11 protein-coding genes are annotated in these 15542 nt (G+C 73.0%); 4 read left to right on the top strand and 7 right to left on the bottom strand.

Translation table 11 applies throughout. The annotated features are described in order from the left end of the window. Window positions 1-23: 23 nt before the first annotated feature. From ACWDR0_RS29205 to ACWDR0_RS29190, 4 genes are all read right to left on the bottom strand, one after another. Window positions 24-494, bottom strand: a complete 471-nt coding sequence (locus tag ACWDR0_RS29205) for a hypothetical protein (protein WP_456354793.1) — start codon at window positions 492-494, stop codon at window positions 24-26. 329 nt (window positions 495-823) lie between these two features. Then, window positions 824-2017: an ABC transporter permease gene (locus ACWDR0_RS29200; RefSeq protein WP_456354792.1), complete on the bottom strand. Its 1194-nt coding sequence runs from the start codon at window positions 2015-2017 to the stop codon at window positions 824-826. Continuing rightward, entirely contained in the window at window positions 2014-2724 is a 711-nt protein-coding gene (locus ACWDR0_RS29195; RefSeq protein WP_456354791.1) for an ABC transporter ATP-binding protein, read from the bottom strand. Before ACWDR0_RS29195 ends, ACWDR0_RS29200 begins: the two co-directional genes overlap by 4 nt. After that, the gene (locus tag ACWDR0_RS29190) at window positions 2721-3875 is read right to left on the bottom strand and encodes a peptidoglycan-binding protein (protein ID WP_456354790.1); all 1155 of its coding nucleotides are present in this window, start codon (window positions 3873-3875) and stop codon (window positions 2721-2723) included. Before ACWDR0_RS29190 ends, ACWDR0_RS29195 begins: the two co-directional genes overlap by 4 nt. A gap of 548 nt (window positions 3876-4423) precedes the next feature. Here ACWDR0_RS29190 and ACWDR0_RS29185 point away from each other — a divergent pair. Next, window positions 4424-6340, top strand: coding sequence for an ABC transporter ATP-binding protein (locus ACWDR0_RS29185; RefSeq protein WP_456354795.1), 1917 nt, complete (start codon window positions 4424-4426; stop codon window positions 6338-6340). 245 nt (window positions 6341-6585) lie between these two features. Here the strand turns inward: ACWDR0_RS29185 and ACWDR0_RS29180 are convergent, their stop codons facing one another. Next, on the bottom strand, window positions 6586-7347 hold the full coding sequence (locus ACWDR0_RS29180) for an SDR family oxidoreductase (protein WP_456354789.1): 762 nt from the start codon (window positions 7345-7347) through the stop codon (window positions 6586-6588). 229 nt (window positions 7348-7576) lie between these two features. Here ACWDR0_RS29180 and ACWDR0_RS29175 point away from each other — a divergent pair, with 229 nt between their 5' ends. Beyond that, window positions 7577-11005: an AfsR/SARP family transcriptional regulator gene (locus ACWDR0_RS29175; RefSeq protein WP_456354788.1), complete on the top strand. Its 3429-nt coding sequence runs from the start codon at window positions 7577-7579 to the stop codon at window positions 11003-11005. Window positions 11006-11495: 490 nt separating this feature from the next. Here ACWDR0_RS29175 and ACWDR0_RS29170 read toward each other — a convergent pair whose 3' ends face one another. Both ACWDR0_RS29170 and ACWDR0_RS29165 read right to left on the bottom strand, forming a co-directional pair. Further along, window positions 11496-12299 carry an alpha/beta fold hydrolase gene (locus ACWDR0_RS29170; RefSeq protein WP_456354787.1) on the bottom strand — a complete coding sequence of 268 codons (804 nt, stop codon included), beginning with the start codon at window positions 12297-12299 and terminating at the stop codon, window positions 11496-11498. Window positions 12300-12312: 13 nt separating this feature from the next. Further along, window positions 12313-13905 carry an MBL fold metallo-hydrolase gene (locus ACWDR0_RS29165; RefSeq protein WP_456354786.1) on the bottom strand — a complete coding sequence of 531 codons (1593 nt, stop codon included), beginning with the start codon at window positions 13903-13905 and terminating at the stop codon, window positions 12313-12315. A gap of 340 nt (window positions 13906-14245) precedes the next feature. Between ACWDR0_RS29165 and ACWDR0_RS29160 the strand changes: the two genes are divergently transcribed. Both ACWDR0_RS29160 and ACWDR0_RS29155 read left to right on the top strand, forming a co-directional pair. Continuing rightward, a complete protein-coding gene (locus tag ACWDR0_RS29160; protein ID WP_456354785.1) occupies window positions 14246-14461 on the top strand; it encodes an MbtH family protein in 216 nt (71 codons plus the stop codon). A gap of 78 nt (window positions 14462-14539) precedes the next feature. Next, window positions 14540-15514 carry a TauD/TfdA family dioxygenase gene (locus ACWDR0_RS29155; RefSeq protein ID WP_456354784.1) on the top strand — a complete coding sequence of 325 codons (975 nt, stop codon included), beginning with the start codon at window positions 14540-14542 and terminating at the stop codon, window positions 15512-15514. The last annotated feature ends 28 nt before the right edge of the window (window positions 15515-15542 follow it).

Genomic DNA, 15542 nt, shown 5'->3' with positions numbered 1-15542 from the left:
CCCGGGGGCCGGCGGGGGCGGTGTCAGTCCGACTTGCCGGAGACCTTCTCATTGCAGGTGGTGTAGGCGGCGACCAGCTTCTCCCGGGTGCTGCCGGGACCCTCCTCGACGGCGATCATTGTGGTCCCGGACTTGGGGTCCTTGGCCTTGATGCCCTGCTCGCGCAGGCATTCGGCCTTGCGGACCGCGCGGTCGTAGTCGGCCTCGGTGACATCCTCGCCGGAGTCCGGCGGGGCGAACTTCGCACAGGCGGACTGGGCCGCTTCGATCTGGGCGGACGATCCGCTGGCGGGCACGGTCTCGTTGCCGCGGTCGCTCTTCTCCGGAACGTCGAGTCCGTACTTCCGCAGGCAGTCGGCGAACTGCTGCATGCGGTCCGCGTCGGCGCCGGTGGAGTTGGAGCCCTGGTTGGACTTCCCGTCGTCACCGCACGCGGTCAGCCCGAACATGACGGCGGCGGTCAGGGCCACCGCGGCGAAAGTCTGCTTCTTCATACTCACCAGCGTGGCGGCCGGGAGGTTTCGCGCCGGTGACCGTGGCCGCCGTACGGGCGACGGGCGCGCGGGGCGGGAGCCGGAATACGGCGGCCGGCCAGGGGCCCGGATACGGAAAAGCCCGGCGGGATGCCGCGAGGGCGGAACACCGGGCCGGAACGGAAGAGGGAGCGGCACCCCGAGCGGGAGGCGGAGCGGAAAGCGGAGCGGGAAACGGAGCGGGCGGCGGGCGGGATTCCGCACGGTACCGAAGAAAAAAGGGTGGGTGCCTGCGTGCCCGCACGGGCGGGCACGCAGGCACCCGGGTGACCGGTCCCGGGGGTGACCGGTCAGGTGGTGGCCAGCGCCTCGGTGGGAGTGAGGCGGGCGGCGCGGCGGGCCGGGTAGAGGCCCGCGAGGGCCCCGATGGCGACCGCGGCGGCCACCCCCGCGCCGATGGCCTGCCCGGGCAGGGCGAGCGGCCAGCCGCGGTAGGCCGCGTAACCGAAGCAGATACCGAGGCCGATGACCACTCCGGCGGCTCCGCCGAGGCCGGAGAGGGTCACGGACTCGGTGAGGAACTGGAGCCTGATCTGGCCGCGGGTCGCCCCCAGGGAGCGCCGCAGTCCGATCTCCTGCCGCCGTTCCAGTACCGAGATGACCATGACATTGGCGATGCCCACGCCACCGGCCAGCAGGGCCACCGCCCCCAGGCCCATGAAGAGGGTGTTGAAGGCGCGGACCGCGGCGGCCTGTGCGGTGAGCGCGTCCGAGGGCCGGCTGACCTTGACCTCGTCGGGGTGCTCGGGGTTCACGGTCGGCGCCAGGACGTTCCGTACGGACTGCACGGTGGCGTCGGTGGACCGTTCGTACAGCGTGGTGACATAGCCGTCGAAGCCGAGCCGTTCCGCGTAGACCCAGCCGACCAGGGCCGAGCGGTCGATCTCGGGGGCGAGCTTCACCTCGTCGAGGATGCCGGTGACCATGACGTACCGGCCGCCCAGGTAGACGTTCTCCCCGGCCTTGTCGATGCCGAGGCGTTCGGCCGCGGTGGCGCCGAGGACCACCGCCGGGGTCCGGCTGGTGGCGGCATTGAGGAAGGCTCCCGAGCGGACGGTGCCGCCGAGGGTCTCCAGCAGATCGGTCCGGGCGGCCCGGAGGGAGACTCCGCTGGTCGTGGTGGACGGGATCCGGTCGGTGCGGCGGACGGTGGCGTCCTGCACCAGGCCGGTCGCCGAGACGGCGGTGACTCCGGGGATCCGGGAGACCATGCCCTCGGCGCCGACGGGGAGTTTGGAGTCCTTGCCCAGCAGCGAGGTGCCCGGTTCGACCGTGAGCAGATTGGTGCCCAGTTCTTCGATCTCGGCCATCAGCCCGGCCTTGCTGACGGTGCTGATGCCGACGAGGGCGACCATGGCGGCCACTCCGATGGCGATGCCGAGGGCCGAGAGCATGGCCCGCAGCGGACGGCCGCGGAGCCCCTCCAGGCCCACGACGGCCAGGTCTCCGGTGCGGAGCCGGGCCGGGTCCGGCAGCGGTTTCATACCGGCACCCCCGTGTCGATCTGGATCCGGCCGTCCCTGATCTCCAGCCGTCGCGGCAGCGCGGCGGCAACGTCCAGATCGTGGGTGATGACCACGATCGCGGTGCCGTCGCGGTGCAGTTCGGTCAGGAGGTCCAGCACTCCGGCGCCCGCGACGGAGTCCAGATTGCCGGTCGGCTCGTCGGCGAGCAGCAGCGGCGGATCGCCGACGACGGCGCGGGCGATGGCGACGCGCTGCTTCTCGCCGCCGGACATCTGATGCGGCCGGTGGCCGAGGCGGTGGCCGAGGCCGACGCGTTCCAGCGCGCGCCGGGCCCGCCGCCGGCGTTCCTGCGGTGCCACCCCGTGGTAGAGGAGTCCGGTGGCGACGTTGTCCAGGGCGGACAGATGCGGAGTGAGGAAGAACTGCTGGAAGACAAAGCCGATCCAGTGGGCGCGGACCGCGGCCAGTCGCCGGTCCGGCAGTTTGGCGATGTCGTGGCCCTGCATCAGGACCCGGCCGGTGGTGGGGGTGTCGAGGGTTCCCATCAGGTTGAGCAGGGTCGACTTCCCGGAGCCGGACGGTCCGACGATCGCGACCAGTTCGCCCGGTGCGACCGTGAGCGATGCCTCCCGCAGGGCGCGGACCCCGCCGGGGTACTCCTTGGTGGCGTTCTCCACCCGGATGACCGCGGTCGGGGCCCCGGCGGTGCCGTTGCCGTCGGTCATGACCGGGGCACCTGCACCTTCTGACCGGGGGTCAGGCTGCCCTGGACCTCGACCTTGTCTCCGTCGAAGACACCGAGCTTCACCGCGACGGAGCGGGTGTTCCCCGAGGACTCCACCACCTTGACCGAGTAGGAGCCGTCGGAGGAGGCCAGCAGGGCGTTGACCGGGACGGCGAGGACGTTCTTCCGCTCGGTGCTGGTGAAGCCGACGGTGGCCGGGGCGCTGTCGAGGGTGCCCGCGCTGGCCGGTTTGTCCAGGGTGATGTAGACGGGGATGGTGGCGTTCTCGGTGCCTTCGCCGGTCTGGGAGTCGGAGCCGGTGGACCCGGCGGTGGCGACGGTACCGACGGAGGTGATGCGTCCGGTGGTCTCCTTGCCGCCGGGCAGGGTGACCCGCACCTTGGCGCCCTTGCGGGCCATGGCCTGGTCCCCGACGGGCAGATTGACGGTGACCAGGCGGGCGGTGCCGCTGCCGGTGAGGACGACGCCGCCGGCCGGGGCCCCGAGGACGGCCTGCACCTTGGTGACCCGGACCGCGCCCTGCTGCATCGTGACGTCGTCGGGTTTGACGACGCCGGTCTGCTTCACGCCCAGGTCCTTCTGCCACTTCTTCACGGCCTGGTCGGTCTTCCAGGTGAAGAGCCGGTCCACGGCGAGCCCGTCGCCGTAGCCGAGGGCCTGGAGGTTCTTCTCCAGCTCCAGGACGTCGACGCCCTTCGTCATCTCGGCCTTCAGCTCCCGCCAGAACGGGGTCGAGCCGTAGAACAGCGGGACGTTGCGGTTGTCGACGGCGTAGGCCCGTTCCCCGCGTCCGATCACCTCGCCGGTCGCGGGAAGCCAGGTGATCCGTCCGCCGCCGGGGCCCAGGACCGTACTGCTGCCCGCGTAGCCCAGTGTTCCGTCGACGTCGCTCGTGTTGACGAGGTCGGTCCGGGTGACCGTCGCGGTGGGCAGCGACGAGGAACCGTCCGACGAGGACGCCTTGTCGTCCCGGACCACGAGGAACGTGCCGGCCGCGCCGACCGCGAGGACCGTGGTCCCGCCGATGACCACCCAGAGGCCGCGGCGGCGCCGGGCCGGCGCCGGGGGACGTTCACCGTCCCGCTCGGCCTCCCGCGGCTCCACCGGGGTCGTGGCCTCAGAATCGAGCATGGCTCACCCTCCGGACGGTCTCCCCGGCTGCGCCGCGGGCGGGGCCGCTGCCCGGGACATGGCCGGGCCGGGGCTGCGGACCCCTGGGGATTGACAGTGTCTGCATGCCGTTCAGATTCGGGCCGGAGAGGTTTCCCGGCGGTTACCGATTCCCCCGGGTCCTGCCCCCGAGGTCGCGCCCGGCCCGCCGCGGGGCCGTTCAACTGCGGCGCGGCCGGGGTTGAACGGAGCCGGGGTGCCGGGGCGTCCGGCCTTCCGCACCCTCCGGCTCCGCGGGTACTGTCGCTCCCCGTCGGCCCGGGCCGTGCGGCCCCGGGCCGGTACGGACCGGAGCGCGGCCCGTACCGGATCCCGCGCCGGGCAACGGCGGCCGGGCGCCCGCCGTACGGATCCCGTCCGGCACGAACCGCCCCACCCCTTCCCGACGCATTCCGACGCTTCCCGCCCCTTCCCGACGCTTTCCGACGCATTCCGACGCTTTCCGAACCTGCGGCGCGACCGTGCACCCGAGCCGATCGGGGCGGCGCGGAACGGAGGACTCCGTGGTCATGATGGGCGGCCCGCGCATGGGCCCGACGCCGCTGGGCGTCGACCGGTCGGTCACCCGGCAGAAAATCCGGCCGGGCACGGTCCGGCGCATCGTCCCGTACGCCCTGCGGTACCGCTGGTCCCTGGTGACGGTGATGCTCGCGACGGCCGTCAGCGCGGCCATCACGGCGACGAGCCCCCTCCTGCTGAAGATGATCATCGATGACGGGATCGTGCCGGGCCGCCGGGGGCTGGTCATCGGCTTCGCCCTGGTCATCGCCGGTCTGGCGGTGGTGGACGTGGCCGCCCTGTTCGTCCAGACCTGGTTCTCCGGCCGGGTCGGCCAGGGCATCGTCTACGACCTGCGCTGCCGGGTCTTCGAGCATGTGCAGCGGCAGCCCCTGGCGTTCTTCACCCACACCCAGACCGGATCCCTGGTCAGCAGGCTCAACACCGATGTCGTCGGGGCGCAGCAGGCGATCACCACCCTGCTCTCGCAGACGGTGTCGACCCTGCTGACGCTGGTCCTGGTGCTGGGGATGATGTTCTTCCTGTCGTGGCAGATCACCGTCGCGGCGCTGCTGATGATCCCGTTCTTCCTGCTGCCCGCGAAGCTGGTGGGCCGCAGGCTCCAGCGGCTCACCCGGGAGGGCATGGGCCTGAACGCCGATATGGGTTCGCTGATGAACGAGCGGTTCAACGTGTCGGGCGCGATGCTGGCCAAGCTGTACGGCCGGCCGGACGAGGAGGCCGGGGCGTTCGCCGACAAGGCGGGCCGGGTCCGGGACATCGCGGTGACGACGTCGGTCTGGGGCCGCATGCTGTTCCTGATCACCACGCTGATCACCGGGGTGACCAGTGCGCTGGTCTACGGTCTCGGCGGGGTGCTGACGGTCGGCGGCACCCTGCAGATCGGCACCCTGGTGGCGATGGCGGCGCTGCTGCTCCGTCTCTACGGGCCGATCAACCAGCTGGCCAATATGCAGGTCAATGTGATGATCGCCCTGGTCAGCTTCGACCGGGTCTTCGAGGTGCTGGACCTGGAGCCGCTGATCGGCGAACGGCCCGCCGCCCGCCCGCTGCCGGACGGGGGCGGCGGCGCGGCACCGGACATCGAGTTCGACGGGGTGTCCTTCCGCTATCCGGCGGCCGGCGAGGTCTCGCTGACCTCGCTGGAGGCGCCCGGGGCCCGGTCCCCGGAGCGCGGTGACGGGACCCCGGTGCTCGACGCGGTCAGCTTCCGCGCCCCGGGCGGGAAACTGACCGCCCTGGTCGGCCCGTCCGGTGCCGGGAAGACCACGGTCACCAGTCTGGTGCCCCGGCTCTACGACCCCCTCGCCGGTACGGTCCGCATCGGCGGGCACGATCTGCGGGACCTGCCGCTGCGCTCCGTCCACGACACCGTCGGCGTCGTCACCCAGGACGCGCATCTGTTCCACGACACCATCCGGGCGAATCTGCTGTACGCCCGCCCCGGTGCCGACGACCGCGAACTGGTCGCCGCCTGCGAGTCCGCCAGGATCTGGGAGACGGTCGCCGCGCTCCCGGAGGGGCTGGACACCGTCGTCGGCGATCGCGGCTACCGGCTCTCCGGCGGTGAGAAGCAGCGCATCGCCCTCGCCCGGCTGCTGCTGAAGTCGCCGCCGGTCGTCATCCTGGACGAGGCCACCGCCCATCTGGACTCCGAGTCCGAGGCGGCGATCCAGCGGGCGCTGAAGACCGCGCTGGCGGGCCGGACGTCGCTGGTCATCGCGCACCGGCTGTCGACCATTCTGGAGGCCGACCAGATCCTCGTCCTGGACGGGGGCCGGATCCGCGAACGCGGCACCCATCACGAGCTGCTGGCCGCGGGCGGGCTCTACGCCGAGCTGTACCGCACCCAGTTCGCGGACCGGGCCCGGGACGAGGCGGCGCCCGCCGGTGAGGCGCACCGCTGACCGGCGGCCGCGGCCGGTTTCCCGTACGAACGCCCCGCCCGGAGCCCGCGTGGTGAACCCGTACCCGGCCCCCGCACGGAAGATCCGTGCGGGGGATCCGTGCGGGGGATCCGTGCGGTGCGCACCGTGCGGGGGATCCGTGCGGAGTGCCCGCCGGAACTGCCGGGCCGGGGAAACCCGGAAGCGGCAGAACCCGGAAGCGGACGGCGGGGCTCCCGTACGGTGCGCGGAAGCAGCCGCCGGAATCAGTGGCCGCCGGTGAGGCCCTGGGCGAATCCCCCGTCGACGGCCAGCTCCACATTGGTGCTGTAGGTGGCGTCGGCGGCCAGGAACAGTGCGGCCGCGGCGACCTCCTCGACGGTCCCGGTCCGCCTCAGCGGGGTCGCCCGGTCGCCCTCCTTCTCGAACGCGGCGCGCTCCTCGTCGGTCAGTCCCGGCATGCCCATGGTGGGCGTCCTGATATAGCCGGGTGCGACCGAGTTGACCCGTATCCCGCGCGGCAGCAGTTCCTCGGCGAGGACATGGGCGATGGCGCGGACCGCCTCCTTGGAGCCGGAGTACGCGCTCAGCCCCGGGAAGATCCGGTCGTTGGCGACGGTGGTGAAGACGATCGCCCCGCCGTCGGAGATCAGCGGCGACAGGCTCTGCACCGTGAAGAAGGCCCCCTTGGTGTTGACGGCGAAATGCCGGTCCCAGGACTCCTCGGTGACCTCCCCCAGCGTCTGGACCTCGGCGAATCCGTGGTTGACGAAGAGGTGGTCGACGCGCCCCAGCTTCCGCTGCACGGTGTCGGCGAGGGCCCGGACATCGGCCGAGCTCGCCGCGTCCGAGCGGACCACATGCGCGGCGCGGCCCGCCAGCGCCGACCGGGCGGCCTCCGTCTTCCGTTCGTCCCGGCCGGTGAGCACCACTTCCGCGCCGCCGTCCAGGAGCGCCTCCACGATGGCCAGTCCCATGCCGTGGGTCCCGCCCGTGACGACGGCCTTCTTTCCCGCGAACCTGCTCATGTCCCACTCCTCGCTGTCCTGGTCGGTCCCGGTTCCCCGGGCCGATCCGTGGTGATCCGGTGTGCCGTACCGGCTTCCACCGGGTGGTTCCAGCCTGTGGGGCGGTTCTCGCGGTCCGCTGTCGGTCTGCTTGCGGTGGCACTTGCGGTGCCGCTGGCGCCCCCGGGCGCGGGCCGAGAGGCAACCCTCCGCGCCCCGGCCGGTGATCGTTCCGCCGTACGGTGTCGTCATGCGCTTCGGAGTACTGGGACCCCTGACGGTCACCTCGGCGGCGGGCGGGTCCGTGGTGGTGCCGGAGGCCAAGGTCCGCGCCCTGCTCGCCGTACTGCTGACGGTCCCCGGGCAGCCGGTCGCCGCGGACCGGCTGGTGGACCTGTTGTGGGGCGGCGCGCCGCCCGCCAATCCGCCGGGGGCGCTCCAGACCCTGGTGTCCCGGCTGCGGCGGGCACTCGCCGGGGCCGGGGGCGAGGGGCTGGTCGTCCGGCGGGCGCCCGGCTATGCGCTGGACACCGGCAACGACACGGTGGACTTCGGCCGGTTCACCGCGCTCACGGCCCGGGCCCGGGGCCTGCCGGACCCCCGGGAACGCGCGGACGTGCTCGCCGGGGCACTGGCACTGTGGCGCGGACCCGCCTTCGCCGGATTCACCGGCGAGCCGTTCGGCCGGGACGCCGCCGCGGCGCTGGAGGAGCGGCGGCTGCTGGCCCTGGAGGAGCACGCCGAGGCCCGGCTCGAACTCGGCGAGCACCGGGTGCTGGCGGGCGAACTCGGGCTCCTGGTGGCGCAGCACCCGCTGCGGGAACGGCTCCGCGCGGCGCAGATGCGGGCGCTGTACGGCGCGGGCCGGCCGAGCGAGGCGCTCGACGGCTTTCACGAGTTACGGCTCCGCCTGGACGGGGAGCTGGGGCTGCGGCCGGGCCCCGAACTGGTGGCGCTCCAGCAGCAGATCCTGCGGCAGGCTCCCTCGCTGCGATCCGTGACCGTACGCCCGCCGGAACCCCCGGCCGTGGCCCTGCCCCCGCCCGAAGCCGCGCCCCTGACCGTCTTCCTGCCGGAGTCCGCGGCCGGAGCGCGGACCGTGCCGGAAGGCGCGCCCGTGACCGTCTCGCCGCCGGAACCCGCGCCGCGTGCCGCGCCCCGGCCGCGGACCAATCTCCCCGTGCCGGTCACCTCCCTCATCGGCAGGTCGGGCGCCGTCGAGGAGATCCGCTCGCTGGTGGAGGGCGGCCGGCTGGTGACCCTGACGGGCCCCGGCGGGGTCGGCAAGACCCGGCTGGCGACCGAGGTCGCGGCCCGGCTGGCGGAGAGCCGTGCGGAGATCCATCCGGACGGCGTGTGGCTGGTGGAGCTGGCGGCCCGTGCCGCCCCGGGGGCGCCCGGCGGCGGACCCGGGGCCGGAGAGCCCGCGGAGGCGGTGGCCGCGGCCCTGGGCGTACGGGACGACACCGGCCACGGCCCGGGACCGGCCGACGGCCCGCGGCCCCTCCTCGACAAGCTGGTCGGCGCCCTCCGCGGCCGGCGGCTGCTGCTCGTCCTCGACAACTGCGAACATGTCGTGGAGGCGGTGGCACTGCTGGTCCGGGCACTGCTGCGGGAGGCGCCGGGCGTACGGATCCTCGCCACCAGCCAGGAGCCGCTGGAAGTGGCCGGGGAGCGGGTACGGCCGGTACCGCCCCTGGAACTGCCCGCCGACTCCGGCGATCCCGCGGTGCTGCGGAGGTCCGGTGCCGTACGGCTGTTCCTGGAACGGGCCGCCGCCCGCTCCCCCGGCTTCGCCCTGGACGAGGGCAACGCCCGCGCGGTGGCCTCGATATGCCGGCGGCTGGACGGGATACCGCTGGCCCTGGAGCTGGCGTCGACCCGGGTCCATGTCCTCGGTGCGGCGCAGCTCGCGGAGCGGCTCGACGACCGGTTCCGGCTGCTGACCGGCGGGCTCCGGGACGCCCCGGCCCGGCAGCGGACCCTGCGCGCGATGATCGACTGGAGCTGGGAGCTGCTGACCGCGGCGGAGCGGACGGTACTGCGCCGGGTCGCGGCACACTCCGACGGCTGCACCCTGGAGGCCGCGGAGGCCGTCTGCGCCGGGGACGGGGTGGCACCGGCAGAGGTCCCGGAGCTGCTGGCGCGGCTCGTGGACCGGTCCCTGGTGGTCGTCGTCCACGGCCGGGACGGGCCGCGCTACCGGCTGCTGGAGTCGGTGTCGGCGTACTGTCTGGAACGGCTGCGGGCCACGGAGTACGAGCGGGTACGGGCCGTCCACGCCCGCTGGTACGCGGACTTCGCCGAGCGGGCCGACCCGGGCCTTCGGGGCGCGGACCAGCAGCGGTGGCTGCGGCTCGCGGACGCGGAGGCGGCCAATGTCCGCGGCGCGCTGGAGCACTGCCGCGCCACCGGTGACGGCCCCCTGCTGCGCCGTCTGGTGCGGGCCTCGGTGTGGTACTGGTTTCTGCGCGGCCGGCTGACGGAGGCCCGGCGGTGGCTGTGCGCGGCCGCGGAGCTGCCGGGCGGCGGTACGGGCATGACGGACGGGGCGGACGGTTCCGATGGCGGCGACAACGGCGGCGAGGGTTCGGGGATCCGGGCGTGGCGCACCGGTTTCGCCCTGCTGTCCGGGGTGCCCGGGACACCGGGCCGGGACGCGGCGGGCATCCTCACGGCCTACGAGACCGTCCGAGACCCCCGGGAGCGGATCCTGGCGGGCTGGTTTCTGGGCTATGCGGCCACCCGGTTCGCGGACCGCGCGGTGGGCGAGGAGCTGATCCGCCGGGCGACGGCCGGGGCACGGGCACTCGGGGACCGCTGGGGGATCGCGGCCTGCCTGGCGGTCGGCGGCGTACTGGCGTATGTCCGCGGGGATCTGACGGACTCCCGCGGACGGGCGCGGGAGAGCCTCGCGCTGTTCCGGGCGGAGGGCGACCGCTGGGGGCAGTTGCAGGCGCTGGGGGTTCTGGGGCGGCTCGCCGAGATCGGTGGCGACTACGGCACCGCGGACGGGCTGCACCGGGAGAGCCTGGCGATCGCCGAGGAGCTGGAGCTGTGGACCGACGCTTCGGTGTGCTGGTCGCAGCTGGGCCGGATCGCGCTGCTGACCGGGGACCACGACCGGGCGGACGAGTACCACGAGCGGGGCCGGCGGCTCGCGGTGGAGCAGGGCGACGGGCCCGCCGAGGAGTTCGCCGAGCTGGGCCTGGCGCTGACCGCACGACGGCGGGGGCGGCTCTCGGAGGCGACCGTACTGCTGCACCGCTGGCTGGAGTGGAACCGGCAGTTCGAGGCGGAGTACGGCACCGCGCTGATCCTCGCGGAGCTGGGGTTCACTGCGGAGCTGCGCGGTGACGCCGCGGGTGCCCTCGCCCTGCATACGGAGGGGCTGGCGGCGGCTCGCGGCACCGGGGATCCCCGGGCGGTGGCGCTGGCGCTGGAGGGCCTCGCGGGAGCGCGGGCCCTGGCCGGAGAAGGTGCGGCGGCGGCACGCCTGCTGGGGGCGGCGGCCGCGGCCCGGTCCGCGGCGGGGGCGCCGCTGCCCGCGGCCGAGCGAGGCGATGTCGACCGGGTGACCACGGCGGTACGGGGCCTGCTGGGCGGACCCGCGTTCGAGGCGGCGTACGCCGAAGGCGCGTCGAGGGCGGGAACTTCCGCCGAAGGGGCGCCCGGCTGAGGCGCGGGGCGCGCCGGTGCGCTGTGCCCGGCTGCCCGCCGCGGGCCGCGGATGGGTTCGGCCGCCCGGCCGGGCCCCGGACCGCGGCCGCGGGCCGCTGCCGGAAGCCCCCGGGAGACCGGACGGTGCCGGGTTCCCGGACCCGGCCCCGGCATCGGGCGAGGTCCCGGACGTCTCCGGGCCCGGACACTGCCCGGGCCCCTGGGTGAGATCCCGGGTGGGGTCCCCGGCCGCAAGGAAGTCCGGCGCGGCCGCCCGGAGGCCGCCGAGTCACCGGCGGCGGCCGGAGCGGCTCCGGTCTCCCGGGCGGGCGCGGAGCCTTCGGCGGACCGGGTTGCCCGGGAGTCCCGGCGGCCGGTACCCGGGACCACCGGGTAACCTCCCGGACCGCCGCGTACCGCGGATGCCGTGGTGCCCGGCCCCGTGGTGCCCGGCCCCGGCTCCGGGGCGGGGCACCACGGGCTGCCGGGGCACGGCACCACGGCAGCCCTCAGTTCTTGTCGAAGAACTCGATGATCGCCGAGTTCACCTGGTCCGGTCGCTCCAGATGGCCCAGGTGCCCGCAGTCCGGGATCTCCACGAGGTCGCAGTCCGGGATGGCGTCCGCCACCTCGGCCCCCAGGTGCGGGGGTGTGACGAGGTCGTCGGAGAAGGTGACGACCCGGCACGGCACGGTGATGGTACGGAGTTCCCGGCGCTGGTCGCGGTCGGTGTCGATCCATTCCTGGCCCGCGGCGACGGTGTCCGTCGCCCCGGCCAGTTCGAAGATCTCCAGCCAGGACGCCACCGCCGCGTCGTCGTCGAGGGTCTTCCGGGAGAGCATCTCCTGCACCCAGTGGACGGCGCGGTACTTCGGCGGCAGCCGGACCCCGCTCTCGCGGAGCAGCCGGTCCGCCGCCGACTGGGCCCGCCGGAGCACGTCCGACCGGCCGCGGGTGGCCATCAGCACGGCCGAGCGGACCAGTCCGGGCGTTTCGATCGCCAGCCGCTGGGCGATCATCGAGCCCAGGGAGGTGCCGACGATCCGGCACGGTGCCAGGTCCAGCGCCTCGATCAGCCCGGCCGTGTCGGCGACCAGCTGTTCCAGGGTGTACCGGCCCGGCGGGGCGTCCGACGGCGGGATGCCCCGGTTGTCGAAGGTGACCGTGGAGTATCCGGCCCGGTCCAGTGCGGGGGTCTGGTGCAGGGTCCAGACGGCTCCGGCCGCACCCGAGCCCATCACGAACAGGACGGGCGGGCCCTGGCCCGAGCGCCGGTAGGCGAGCCGGATTCCGTTGGTGCGCAGATACGCCATCCTCCGTCTGCTCCTACCAGCGCCATTCCCGCTTGTTGAAGAGATGCTCGGCGGTGATGTCCTGGCCCTTGCACCAGGTCAGGAACTCCTCGATCTGCTGGATCTGGTAGGTGTCCGGCGTATACGTCGTCGCCATGACGTGCCCCTGCCAGCTCTCCTCGCCCATGGCGTAGATATACGCCTCCCCCGCGCCCAGCTCGTTCATGATGGCCCCGGCCTGTGCGGCGTTGGAGCCGGACAGCTTGCGCGAGTCGCTCATCTTCTTGGTCACCGGACGGGTCAGCAGCCCCTGGTAGAGCCAGGTCAGCGGGGCGCCGTCGCACTCCATACCGAGGAACGCCTTGTCGATGCCGCCGAGGTGCGAGCGGATGTACTGGTAGAGCACCGGGTCGATACCGGAGGAGTCGGCCCCGATGAACGCCGAGAGACCGGCGATCTGCACCACGTACGTCGACTTGGCGCGGATGTCGAGATCGGAGTGCTCGCCCAGGAACGGGGTGGCCACCACCCGGTCGCCGCCCGGCAGCGGCACCTCGTCGAAGTCGTCCACCTCGATCACGTTGAAGCCCATGGACTTCAGATAGAGGCCGATGGACGGGTCGCAGAGGTTGCCCCGGGAGGAGCGCGGGACGACGATCGCGTCGGTGCGGGAGCGCAGCTGGAGCAGCGTCTCCAGCACGATGTGGTCCTGGTGCCCGTGGGTGATCAGCACCAGGTCGATGTGGTCCGGGAGGTCGTCGAGGGTGTAGCGGTCGCCGTGCCGGTTGTCCGTGCTGATGAACGGGTCGACGACGACGGCGGCCTCGGGGCTCTGGAGCACCAGACAGGCGTGGCCGAAGTAGCGGATCCGGCCGCCGTTCTCGATATGCCGGTCGGGGGCCAGGCTGGGGGCCGGGTCGAGGAGCCGGTCCAGGAAGACCGCGCCCGCGTCGTCCAGCTCCAGTGCCTCGCGCAGCTCGGCGACGGTCGAGCCCTCGATTCTGGCCCGCATCAGGGCGTCCAGGCCCGGGTGGTCGAAGGGGATCGGCAGGTCCAGCACATCGGGCGAGGGCAGCCGGGGCGTGCTCAGGATGAACGGCCGCTCGACCCCGTCGTCCAGGGACAGCTGGACGGACTGGCGGCGCCGGTCGAAGGCCGGGCTGTGGTAGAGCAGCGGCTCGATGACATGGACGGAGGCCTGGTTGCTGGTGTCGTACGCCAGCTCCACCAGGCCGTTGAGCGCCGCCGGGAGCCTGGGGTACAGGGGGGTGAGGTCGAAGCCGGTGGCGTTCTGCCGGAGCAGGTCGTCGGCCTCGGCGATACCCGCGGCGAAGGCGAGCATGCCGGCCCGGTCGCGTTTGATGGTGTCCAGCAGCTCGGCGACCTCCGCCGCCCGCTTCTCCTCGACGTTGACGAAGTAGCCGCCGCGCAGGGCGGGGTTGTGGCTGGCCGCGATATGGACCTGCGGGGAGTGCACGTACGACTCCAGCAGCGGCACCTGGACGTTCGCCAGGTTCATGGACGCCTGAGCCGGCGCGACGATGTGCATCCAGGCGTAGAACCGGTCGACCAGCGGTTCGATGATCGCATTCGAGCGGAGAAAGACCCGCTCTCGGCTGTCAGGCATCTGACCCCTTCCGTACGGAAATTGAAGCGGAATTCATACGGCCGCTCTGCTGTCGCCCGGATCGCTGTGGATTCATTTCCACGATCGTTCGTGCCGACGTTCGCGCCGCGCGTGGTCGGCACCAACGCACCACAATCGCTTCGGGCCCGTCAACGAAGCCCCGGGCTGTTCAACCGGCGCGCCGCCGCGGTTGAACAGGGGCCGCTCCCGGGCCTGCTCGGATACTGCCGGAGCGGCCCGGGCGGCACTTCTCCGGCAATTGATCGGTCACCGGGTCCTGTGCCACAGTGGGTCCGCCCTTCGCTGTGGCCCATTGTCACCGAGAAGTTAGGACCGTGTGGTGCCGAATCCCTTTGAGGATCCCGACGCAAGCTATCTGGTTCTGGTCAACGACGAGGGCCAGCATTCGCTCTGGCCGGTCTTTGTGAATGTGCCCGACGGCTGGCGGACCGTCTTCGGCGAGGCGCCGCGGACGGAGTGCCTGGAGTACATCGAGAAGTCCTGGACCGATATGCGGCCCAAGAGTCTGATCGAAGCCATGAATGGCAACAAGTAGCCGCTCGTCTTGCGGCACCGCCCCCAGGTCGACGGCCGTTCACCGGCCGTCGGCCTCTTTCTTTCCCCGGAGGACGTGATGGACACCGCCGACCCGGGCCGCTCCTGGCGGCCGTACGAGATCACCCGGGCCGACGCGGATGTGCCGGACCTGGTGGCTCGGCTCGACGCGCTGGGCCCCGGCGGGCTGACCGCGCTGCTCACCGAACGGAAGGCGCTGGTGTTCCGGGGCTTCGGCGTCACCGAGGACGCCGTGGAACCGGTGCTCGACCGGCTGGTGCCGGACCGGCTGCCGTATGTGCACGGCAATTCGCCGCGTACCCGGGTCCGGGGCAATCTCTACACCTCGACCGAGTACCCGCAGCAGTACACGATCTCCCTGCACAACGAGCTGAGCTACGCCCACCGCTGGCCGGCCCGGCTCGCGTTCTACTGCGCGAAGGCGGCGGAGCACGGCGGGGCGACGTCCGTCGTCGACGGCGCGCTCTGGCTGGACTCGCTGGACGCCGAGGTCCGGGAGGCCTTCGCCGGGGGTGTGCGCTACATCCAGAACCTCCATGACGGCTACGGGTTCGGCAAGAGCTGGCAGGAGACCTTCGAGACGGACGACCGGGCGGTCGTGGAGGCCTTCCTGGCGGACGCGCGGGCCGACTGGTCGTGGGGGCCGGACGGGCTGCGGGTGACCCAGCTCCGCCCCGCGACGGCCCGGCATCCGGTGACCGGCGCGGAGGTCTGGTTCAACCAGGCCGACCAGTGGCATCCGGCCGGTCTCGGCGACGAGACGTCGGCCGAGCTGTACGACATCCTGTCGCCCGACGAGTTCCCGCAGTACGTGACCTTCGCGGACGGCAGTCCGATCCCGGACGCCTACGCCGAGCACATCCGGGACCGCGGTCTGGAGGGCGCGGTCGACGTGGACTGGCAGAGCGGTGACGTCCTGCTCATCGACAACGTCCTGACCGCGCACGGCCGCCGGCCCTTCGACGGGACGCGGCGCGTCCTGGTCGCCATGTGCGGCAGCAGCCTCAGCTCCGCCTCCAGCGCCGGATCGTAGGCCGACGCGATGGTCTTCTCGCCGCTGG

The sequence above is a fragment of the Streptomyces sp. NPDC003691 genome (assembly GCF_053981115.1).
This window is presented reverse-complemented; position numbering and strand designations above follow the sequence as displayed.

What these genes read in the sequence shown, in the direction of transcription:
- ACWDR0_RS29205 (WP_456354793.1), bottom strand. Translation starts at nt 494, where the DNA reads ATGAAGAAGCAGACTTTCGCCGCGGTGGCCCTGACCGCCGCCGTCATG.
- ACWDR0_RS29200 (WP_456354792.1), bottom strand. Translation starts at nt 2,017, where the DNA reads ATGAAACCGCTGCCGGACCCGGCCCGGCTCCGCACCGGAGACCTGGCC.
- ACWDR0_RS29195 (WP_456354791.1), bottom strand. Translation starts at nt 2,724, where the DNA reads ATGACCGACGGCAACGGCACCGCCGGGGCCCCGACCGCGGTCATCCGG.
- ACWDR0_RS29190 (WP_456354790.1), bottom strand. Translation starts at nt 3,875, where the DNA reads ATGCTCGATTCTGAGGCCACGACCCCGGTGGAGCCGCGGGAGGCCGAG.
- ACWDR0_RS29185 (WP_456354795.1), top strand. Translation starts at nt 4,424, where the DNA reads ATGATGGGCGGCCCGCGCATGGGCCCGACGCCGCTGGGCGTCGACCGG.
- ACWDR0_RS29180 (WP_456354789.1), bottom strand. Translation starts at nt 7,347, where the DNA reads ATGAGCAGGTTCGCGGGAAAGAAGGCCGTCGTCACGGGCGGGACCCAC.
- ACWDR0_RS29175 (WP_456354788.1), top strand. Translation starts at nt 7,577, where the DNA reads ATGCGCTTCGGAGTACTGGGACCCCTGACGGTCACCTCGGCGGCGGGC.
- ACWDR0_RS29170 (WP_456354787.1), bottom strand. Translation starts at nt 12,299, where the DNA reads ATGGCGTATCTGCGCACCAACGGAATCCGGCTCGCCTACCGGCGCTCG.
- ACWDR0_RS29165 (WP_456354786.1), bottom strand. Translation starts at nt 13,905, where the DNA reads ATGCCTGACAGCCGAGAGCGGGTCTTTCTCCGCTCGAATGCGATCATC.
- ACWDR0_RS29155 (WP_456354784.1), top strand. Translation starts at nt 14,540, where the DNA reads ATGGACACCGCCGACCCGGGCCGCTCCTGGCGGCCGTACGAGATCACC.